The organism is Hominilimicola sp. (assembly GCF_046972485.1).
Taxonomy (GTDB): Bacteria; Bacillota; Clostridia; order UBA1381; family UBA1381; genus Hominilimicola; species Hominilimicola fabiformis.
The window spans coordinates 1-10,834 of sequence record NZ_JBKVWU010000074.1 but is presented as its reverse complement, the minus strand read 5'-3'; the positions used below and the strand labels follow the sequence as shown (position 1 = coordinate 10,834).

General features: G+C 37.7%; 4 protein-coding genes. All 4 read left to right on the top strand.

Annotated features, from left to right (window positions below):
- The first annotated feature begins 69 nt into the window (after positions 1-69).
- Complete coding sequence (locus ACLTU0_RS08210) at positions 70-1,449, top strand: glycoside hydrolase family 38 C-terminal domain-containing protein (RefSeq protein ID WP_412322008.1); 1,380 nt, start codon at positions 70-72, stop codon at positions 1,447-1,449.
- A gap of 207 nt (positions 1,450-1,656) precedes the next feature.
- Positions 1,657-8,088, top strand: coding sequence for an InlB B-repeat-containing protein (locus ACLTU0_RS08205; protein WP_022230328.1), 6,432 nt, complete (start codon positions 1,657-1,659; stop codon positions 8,086-8,088).
- A gap of 305 nt (positions 8,089-8,393) precedes the next feature.
- The gene (locus ACLTU0_RS08200; protein WP_022230329.1) at positions 8,394-9,344 is read left to right on the top strand and encodes a type I phosphomannose isomerase catalytic subunit; all 951 of its coding nucleotides are present in this window, start codon (positions 8,394-8,396) and stop codon (positions 9,342-9,344) included.
- A gap of 37 nt (positions 9,345-9,381) precedes the next feature.
- Positions 9,382-10,326: an ROK family protein gene (locus ACLTU0_RS08195; RefSeq protein WP_117966549.1), complete on the top strand. Its 945-nt coding sequence runs from the start codon at positions 9,382-9,384 to the stop codon at positions 10,324-10,326.
- Positions 10,327-10,834 lie beyond the last annotated feature (508 nt).

The window sequence follows — 10,834 nt, the reverse complement described above, 5'->3', positions numbered from 1 at the left end:
GATTAATTGACGATATGTTCTGGTGCGGGTAATGTATGCCCGCACCAGAACATATCGTCAATTAATCCTATGTATCAAATTGTTCAGGATTTGGCAGACGCGGTCGATGTTCTTCCTGTGTCAAGACATACAATAAGAATATTTGTTAAGGATATTCCGTCGATGGGCTATAAAACACTCAAGGTTGTACCTAAGTATCATACACGGGCTACAACGCCGGTTAATATGCTTTGCGGCATAAATACTATGGAGAATGAATATCTGAAGGTTAAGATAAATTCAAACGGTACGCTTAAGGTTACTGAAAAGGAAACCGGCAGGGAATACGATAATATCGGATATTTTAAGGACACCGGTGAAAATGGCAGCCCGTGGGAACACAAGACACCGGAGCTTGATGAGGAATATACAACTGTTAATGAACGGGCGATTGTAAGCCTTGTATACAGCGGTGAGCTTGAAACTAAGTACAGAATAGTTCTTAATTGGGCAATTCCCGAAAATATAGTTGACGGCGGCAAGAAAAGAAGTTCCCGCCTCGCGCCTTACAGAATAGAAACGCTTGTAACACTCAGAAAAGGCGCAAGATGGGTTGAATTTGAAACGAAAATTAATAACAATGTTCCTAATCACTATCTTCAGGCTGCTTTCCCCACAGACGTGGATGCAGAGTTTGTATACGCTCAGGGACAGTTTGATGTGGTAAAGCGTCCGATTGCGAAACCGGATTATTCGAAGTATGACGAAATTCCGATGACAGAGCAGCCGATGAACTCGTTTGTTGATATATGCAATGAAAATGAAGGTGCGGCGATTTTGAATACGGGACTTAAAGCGTATGAATCGGATGATGATTATAACCATACTGTGTATTTGTCATTATTGCGCTGCTTTGAGCTTCGCATATATGTAACTCCCGAGGAGCAGAACTATTCGAGAATAGAGAACGGTTCACAGTCTTTTGGTGAACATACTTTCCGATATGCTTTTATGCCTCATAAGGGTGATTGGGAAGATGCTCAAGTATGGAAAGCTGCTGAAGATTTTAATATGGAAATACTAATTGGACAGACAGCACCAACAGAACATGGCAAGAACCCTCTTGAAAAGTCGTTTATTGAACTTGAAAATGAAAATCTACACATAAGTGCCGTAAAACGCAGTGAGGACGGCTTAGGGTGTGTGGTGAGATTATTTAATCCGTCAAGTGAAACAGTTAAAAATAGAATTAGATTTAATGGTGGCATAGCGGAGATATCAGATAAACAATCGCCAATAGAAAGACAGGTACACTCGTTTGAACTTCCGTGTACGGAAAATAGGAAGTGGGCAAGTGTTAAAAAAGTCACGCTTGAGGAACTTTCAGAGACAGAGCTTTCAGTGGATACAAATGGCTGGTGCGATGTTGAAGTTACTCCAAAACAAATTTATACATTAAAATATGAATAATGTGCCGAAAACATAATTAATCGGTAGTGAGAAAAAGTTTACCTCGTTTTTTGAGGTGAACTTTTCTTTTATAATGTTAATATAGTAAAGGACTGTTTAGAATAGGTTTTATTTATTGGACAATGGATACCTTCCAATATTCTCTCTCTCTTTCTCCCTACAAAAAAACAGTCCTTTTTATATAATTAAATCGAAAGGGTGATATTCATGAAAAAATTCTTAAGTCTTGTAACGGCTATTGTAATGACAGTGTCGCTTTGCATTATGCCTGTTTATGCACAGACATATGAGGAAGCTGCAGCAGACGCTCAAAATGCGGAAATTAACTATAATCGTTCTGTGCCTCTTGAGGTCAAGGGAAATAAAATAGTTAAGCAGGGAACAGATGAAATGGTAGTTCTTCGTGGTGTAAATGTTCCGAGTATGGACTGGGGTATGGCAGAACATCTATTTGAGTCTATGACAATGGTCTATGATAGCTGGGGAGCTAATCTGATACGTTTGCCAATAAATCCTAAATATTGGAAAAACGGCAGCGTATGGGACGAAAAAAACTTAACAAAGGAACAATATCAGAAATATATTGATGATATGGTTAAAGCTGCACAGGCGAGAGGTAAGTATATAATTCTTGATTGTCACAGATATGTTATGCCACAACAAGACGATCTTGATATGTGGAAAGAACTTGCTGTTAAGTACGGCAATAACAGTGCGGTACTTTTCGGTCTTTTGAATGAACCACATGATATAAAACCGGTAGGAGTTGAAAAACCAACTACAGTGGAACAATGGGACGTGTGGTATAATGGCGGACAAATTATAGTTGGCGGTGAAGAAGTAACTGCTATAGGTCATCAACAACTTCTAAACGAAATTCGCAAACAAGGTGCAAATAATATCTGTATAGCCGGCGGTCTGAACTGGGCATTTGATATAAGCGGTTTTGCTGATGGCTATAATGAACGCCCAAATGGATATAGACTAATAGATACGGCGGAAGGCCATGGCGTTATGTATGACTCTCACGCATATCCGGTTAAGGGTGCAAAAACCGCATGGGATACGATAATAGGTCCGGTAAGACGTGTTGCACCGGTGATTATAGGTGAATGGGGATGGGACTCATCCGACAAGAACATATCGGGCGGAGACTGCACAAGCGATATATGGATGAATCAGATTATGAACTGGATGGACGATACTGACAATCAGTATGACGGAATTCCTGTAAACTGGACAGCATGGAATCTGCATATGAGTTCATCGCCGAAAATGCTCTATTCATGGGATTATAAGACTACGGCATATAACGGTACTCATATAAAGAATCGCTTACTTTCATACAACACTGCACCGGAAAAGCTTGACGGTGTATATTCAACAGATTTCAGCACAGACGATGTATTCAGAAGCTATACTGCTCCATCGGGTAAGGCTTCGATTAAATATTCTGATGAAAGCGGAAATGTAGCGATAACACCTGCGGCGGCGAATTGGTATGCAACACTGAATTTCCCGTTTGATTGGGATTTAAATGGAATTCAGACAATAACAATGGATATTTCCGCAGCAACTGCTGGAAGTGTAAATATAGGTCTTTATGGTTCTGATATGGAAGTATGGACTAAAGCTGTAGATGTAAACACTGAAGTTCAAACAGTAACAATAGGCATAAATGAACTTGTGAAACAGGGTAATCCGCAGACTGACGGTAAGCTTGACGCCGCTCTTTCCGGCATATATTTTGGAGCCGCTACTGCAGATACGGGATCTATAACTATTGATAATGTAAAAATTGTAAAACTCGCTACACCTGTTTATACTGCCAATACATATCCTCATAAGGATATGGGAGAGGAAAGCTATATTGATATAGATACGACTGGCTTTAAAAAACAGACTACGGCGTGGAATTCCAAATTTACGGGAACAACAATGCAAATTACGGATGCGAATGTCTTAAACATAAATGGTGAGACAACAAAAACAAAATGTGTGACATATACAAGAGATGCAACTGATACTGAGGGTTGCAGAGCAAAATTTGACCTTAATACTGTTCCGTCTATGGATGCCAAGTATTTTACTATCGATATCAAAGGTAATGGTATTGCACAGAAGCTGACAGTAAGTTTAAGCGGACTGGCATATATTACTGTAAATATGGCAGAGGGCGATACCGATTGGCATCAATATATATACAGTTTAGAAGGTAATGTTGAATACCCTGAAGATATAACATATGTTCAGATTTCAGCAGACACGCGAACAACTGCCGAATTTTACATTGATAATATTGGCTTCTCAAACACAAAGCCGGAACGTCTGATTCCGTATCCGGAAAAGACATTTGTTTATGATTTTGCTACTTATAATAAGAACACCACAAAATATGAGGCAGCAATATCCACAGAATCCGGAAGTGAGGGAGATACAATCGTTGCGACTAAAGAAGAAGGCGGGCTTGGATTTGATTCAAAAGCACTTGAGGTGAAATATTCAAGAAACGGAAACACACCGTCAAAGGCAAAGGTGGTTTATTCACCGAATGATTTCTTTAAAGGAAATGTAAATGACGATGAGCGTACTGCTAACCGTGCTACTTTAAAAGCTGATATGGAATATATGACAGACTTTGTGTTTTATGGAAAATCTACAAGCGGCAAGAATGAAAAGATAAATGTTGGGGTGATTGACACAGCAAGTGCGATGACTACTTATACAGACACTAAGGAATTCACTTTGACGACGGAGTGGAAACAATTTCGAGTTCCGTTTGATGAGTTTAAGATACTTGATGGAGGAAGCAATCTTGATTGTGCACGCGTAAGAGGTTTTATATTTTCTTCTGCTGAAAACAGTGGGGAAGGTTCATTCATGATTGATAATATAACTCATACAAGCATAAAAGGTGATATAGAATGGGGCTTACCAACTCCTACTCCTGAACCGACGCCTACTCCGCTACCGGACCCTGTAACTGTTACAACGGCAGAGCAGCTTGCAGCGATTACAAGCACTGAGGGAAATATAATTCTTGGAGCAGATATAGACCTTGGCACAACAGGCTTTACGACAAAAAGTGTGACACATCTTGACCTTAACGGTCATACATTGACATCTTCGGGACCGTTCGTAGTGGACCCAAGACACGAAATAACGATTGTTGACACAGGAAGCACCAAAGGTGCCATTATAAATACAGGTACAACGCAAACCTCTTATGGAATAAGAGGTACAACAGAAGCAGCGACAATAAATATTGACGGTGCAGAAATTGATGCGGGAGGTCAAGCGATATTGATTAATGTTGCAGGACGAAAGTGCAATATAAAGGACGCAGTAATTAACGGGGGCAGCTATGCCATAAACGTAGGAACGAACGGCGGTGAGATTAATATTGATAATGCTCTTATAAATAATAAAGCGGATTATAAAGGCTACGCACTTTATTTGCAGGGCGGTATTGCCATTATAGATGACGGAACATTTGGCTATAACGGAACCACAAACACTCTTCTTGTAGCACGTTCAAGTGAGTTGACAATTAATGGCGGCACATTCACAAATCCAAACAGTGGAAGAGGTGCTATAGTTACAGATAAACAATTTGTAGGTACTGTTACGATTAATGGAGGTGTTTTTGAGAATACAAATGCCGGAGGGTACAGTATCCTCGATAGCAATGAGGGCTATCAGTCTATAGACGCAGAAACAAGTGAGATTATAGCGTCACCGGTAATAAATATTAATGATGGAACATTCAAATCGGCAATAGGAAAAACAAAGTCAACAAACTCATCAGCAACTGAAATATCTATAAAAGGTGGGCAGTTTGCCGCAGACCCGACTGTGCTGTATCCAAATTGTATAGATACAGATATATATAGTATCACAAAGGTTGCCGAAGGCAAGTATGTTGTGACGAAAAAAGGGGTGGAACCAACACCGGAACCGACACCGGAGCCGGTAGCAAAAATTGTATCGAGTATTGAGGAAATTAACACTCTTACAGCGTCTGATGATTATGTAAAGTTGGGTGCAGATATTGATTTGGGAACATCAAGTATAAAGACAAAGTGTGCAATGCGTCTTGACCTTAATGGACATACATTGAGTGGAGGCGGCTCAACGGTCATAGAAGCAATGTATAACCTTACAGTTGTTGATACAGGTACAACAAAAGGCACAATCAAGAATGTTAATACATCAACTTCTTATGGTATAAAATTTGCAGTAAAAGATGCAGTTCTTACCATTGACGGAGCAAAAGTTGAGGCAATGAGTCAAGCGATAATGTTAAGCGGTACGGGTTCAATACTTCATTTAAAAGATTCTGTAATTAACGGAAATAGCTATGCGGTAAACCTTTCAAACGGTATTATAAATATTGAAAATACCGTTATAAATGATGATTCTGAATATAAGGGCTATGCTCTGTCAGTTGCCAATGGTACCGCGGTGATAAATAGTGGAATATTCAATTATAACGGGAATATGAGCAGTATTACCTTCTCGGGTTCAAGCGAAATTACAATAAACGGCGGAACTTTTAAGAATTCTGTTAGTAAAAGAGGTGCGATTAACACTGTAAAGGGCTTTTCCGGAACTCTTACAATAAACGGAGGCACTTTTGAAAATACCGCAGAGAATAACGGTTACAGTATTCTTGATGGTGATGAAGCCACTACAGAAACAGTGCCGGTAATAAATATCACGGGCGGAACGTTTAAATCTACTATTGGTGCGACAAAGCCCGCTAACACAACAACGGTCATCACTATTTCCGGCGGAACATATTCATTTGACCCGACAAGCTATGTTACCGACACGGAAACATACAGAGTTATTGATAACGGCGATGGTACATACAAAGTAGCTCCGAATTCACAGGTGTATTCTGTCACACTTAATGCGTGCGGCGGAAGTGAAGTAATGGTTGAGGATTTTAAGGAAGAAAATATCCCTGATAATGGTATTGAACTTCCTATACCAACAAAAGCCGGATACAAATTTGACGGCTGGTACACTGAAGAAAACAATGGCAGTCAGGTTAATGGGATAACAAAAGACAATCTGTCTGACATCTTTAGAAACGAAGCAACAGTCACATTATATGCACACTGGACTCTGTTAAATTATACGATAACTTACGAGGGACTTAATGATGCAACAAACACCAATCCGTCAAACTATACGGTTGAAACTGAGGCAATAACTCTTGCCGCTCCCGGTACAAGAAAGGGATATACATTTGGCGGTTGGTACACTGATGTTGAATACCAAAACAAGATAGAAATAATCGAACAAGGCACGACGGGAAATAAAATATTATATGCAAAATGGGATGAAATAGCGTCAGGAAGTATTACCGCAAGCTTTGTATCAACGGGAACAATTCCGTCAGATATAGTACAAGGTACGATAAATGTGACAGAAAAGGCATATGAAAATGATGAAGTTTCATTTATGGTTACGCTTCCTAAGGGATATACGTTGGAAAATGTTTTGTGTACTGCTGACGGAGAAAATTTAAACACTATTACAGAAGAAAATGGCAGCTATACATTCATAATGCCAGGTAAAAATGTTACGATAACAGTGAATGTACGTCCGATACAGTATACAATTAATCTGGATTTGCAAGAGGGTACAGGTACAACAACGACTATATACGGCAGTGTTGAAAATTTACCCGTTTTACCGAATGACAATCCGGAAAAACAAGGATATAACTTCAAGGGCTGGTTTGATGCACCGACAAAAGGAACTGTAATTACGATGGATAATCTTAATACCGCTTCAAATATGCTTGCACTGTTCGGAAATAATACAGAGCTTACAATTTATGCTCAGTATACAGAAGTGGGTAATTTTGTAGTTATATACTCTGCGGTAGGAGCGGATGAGGAAACAATTCCTACTGATAACACCCAATATAATATTGCGGAAACATCGATAATTAAAATTCCTAATCAAGAACCAAAAAAATTAGGATATACATTTGAAGGCTGGAAGACAGGCACTGATGACACGGTTTATAAATATGGTACACAGAATGACACATATACAGTCCCAAATGATATAAACGGTGCTATTACATTTATTGCACAATGGTCAATAAATGAATATGAGATTACATATGAGCTCAATGGCGGAATAAATGCCGAAAATGCTCCTGTATCGTATACTATTGAAACAGATACGATAACATTGCCAGTTCCGACAAAGGATGGCTATAACTTCGAGGGATGGTATACAGATGCTGCATTTGAAAATGCAGTTGCAGCTATTGCCAAGGGTTCCGTTGGTGATATGGTTTTATATGCAAAATGGTCGGAAAAAGATATGGCTGTATATAAGATAAACAACTATGAAAAAGGAAATGTAAGCGTAAGAAAGCGTACAGACACAGATGATAGCTCAAGCGTTGTAATAGTTGCATTTTATAAAACATTAAACAATAATTCTGTCTTGATTAAGACGTCAATAGCCGAAATAGGAGCTATTGAAAAAGGTGATGATATATCAAAGACAGTGGAAGAACCGGAGGACTATTCTTATGCAAAAGTATTTATGTGGAATGACTTAAATGGAATGATGCCACGTTGTAATTCGCCGAAGATGGATAAATAATATAACAAAACATCTAAATATTAATTTATAAACAGAACATATAACCGACTGTAAATTCTTATCTTAAAAAACGTTACCCATGTCAAACTAAATGGAATTTTGTGTCGTTTGTATGTTCTGTTTGTTATTTATTATAAAATAAATTAAAAACGTGCAAATATTATACCAAATCAGAGTGGTTTTTCTATATACCCAATATAATTTATAGTGACAAAACGGATTAGCCATATCCGTAAAAGTGTATAAACTCTATGTTTTTCAGTGTTTTGCACATGGCTATTATAAATATCAAAGGAGTGAAAATAGTGTCAGAACTTTATCCTGTTCGCCTTATTCCTGTTTTTAAGGATTATCTCTGGGGTGGAACAAAATTAAAAACTGTGTTTAATAAAAAATCAGAACTGAATATACTGGCAGAAAGTTGGGAACTATCGGCTAATAAGGACGGTCAAAGTATAATAGCCAATGGTAAATATCAAGGATATGGCTTGAAAGAGTACATAGATATAGTTGGAAAGGAAATTGTAGGTACAAAAGGTCTTGCCCTTGACGATTTTCCAATACTTATAAAGTTTATAGATGCAAAAAAGAATTTGTCTGTGCAGGTTCATCCCGATGACGAGTATGCCACTTGCCATGACGGTGCAAATGCTAAGACAGAAATGTGGTACATACTCGATTGCAATGTTGGTGCATATCTGTATTACGGATTTAAAAAAGATATTACAAAGCAGGAATATCAAGATGCAATCAGAAGCAATACAATAACAGATGTACTTAATAAGGTGCCTGTTCACAAAGGAGATGTATTTTTCATACCTGCGGGAACTGTACATGCGATAGGAGCGGGAATTCTTATATGTGAAATACAACAGAATTCCAATACGACTTATCGTGTATATGATTATGATAGACGCGATAAGGACGGGAATAAAAGAGAATTACATATTAGAGAAGCTCTTGAATCTTCAAATTTGAAAAAATCTACTTATTCAAATTCTGTGCTTGATGGTGATGATATTATTTTGACTCAATGTGATTATTTCACCGTTCGTCGACTGAAAGTACAAAATAGAGTGCAGCTTAGAATTGATAAAACAAGCTTTCATTCACTTATAATTACAGACGGAAGCGGGGAATTGTATATGGGTGGAGAGATTCTTAAACTGAATAAGGGAGATAGTATATTTATCCCCGCTCAAAATAATGAATATACTGTTAGCGGACCTTGTGAAATTATATTATCATTTTTATAAAATTTTAAACAAACTTAAGGAATGGAGTGATTTATAGATGAAGTATTATATAGGAATAGATTTAGGTGGAACTAACATCGCTGCAGGAATTGTTGATAAAACAGGAAAAATTATTGCAAAGGATAGTGTTCCTACTTTGAATACACGTCCGATAGAAGCGATAATGCTTGATATGACTAAATTGTGTAAAACACTTTTAGATAAGTCGCAGATGGACATTAATAAGATTGAAGCAGTTGGCATTGGGTGTCCGGGAACGGTGGACAATAAAAATGGTATAATATCGTATTCAAATAATATCCCGATGAAGAATGTGCCAATGCGTAAATTTATGGAGAAACAACTTAATATTTCAGTGAATCTTGAAAATGACGCAAATGCAGCTGCCTTGGGCGAATATACGGCAAATGGACATAATGCTTCAAGCTATATTCTAATAACACTTGGTACAGGTATAGGCGGTGGTGCAGTTATTAACAGTAAAATTTATAGAGGATTTAACGGTGTAGGAATAGAACCGGGACATATGACACTTATAAACGGTGGTGAAAGGTGTACTTGTGGGAAACACGGCTGCTGGGAAACATATGGTTCTGTAACTGCTCTCATAAATCAGACTAAATTAAAAATGACTGACAATCCGGACAGCTTAATGCATAAAATTTCGGGGAAATTCGGTGAAGTAAATGGCAGAGTGGCTTTTGAGGCGGCAAAAGCAGGTGATAAGGCAGGGTTGGAAGTGGTTGAGAAATATACAGAATATGTTGCTGACGGTATAACAAGTGTCATAAATATTTTTGAACCTGAGATTTTGGTTATTGGTGGCGGAATAAGCAAAGAAGGGGAATATCTTTTGAATCCAATCAGAAAATTTGTTGAAATAAATGAATTCAATAAATATAGACCAAAGACAAAAATTGAAATTGCATCTTTGAATAATGATGCAGGAATTATAGGTGCTGCCTTAAGTGCGAATAGATAAATAATATATAGTATAGAAGCAAATATTAATATTTGTACATAAAATATAGATAAATGTAGATAAATGTAGTGTATTTTGTATTAAAGAAAGTGCAGATAGACAGTTAAATACAAAAGAACCGACCTTTCAACTATGAAGGTCGGTTCTTTTATATTGCAATAATGCTATTGTATTAATTTGTTATTTCAACCGGTGTTAGGTTGTTATCCCAAAGGAATATTTTTATACTATCGTTTTCTGCTATGTTTAATGATGAAATATCAATGGTTGAAATTTCGTCAGCTTTAAGAGAACAATGCTCTTTTTTGATACCGTCAAGAGTTCCGTTTTCTGCGTATGATACTACATAACAGTCTACATCTGTATCATGGTTAGAATATATTTTTACCGTTTTTGATGCTTTGTTATAACTTGAACCGTATACCGAAAGAGTACCGTTTACATATTCGAGAGGGGGGTGCGGACATATTCTTGGACTATTTTATGCTGATAATCCAAGGCTATGTCT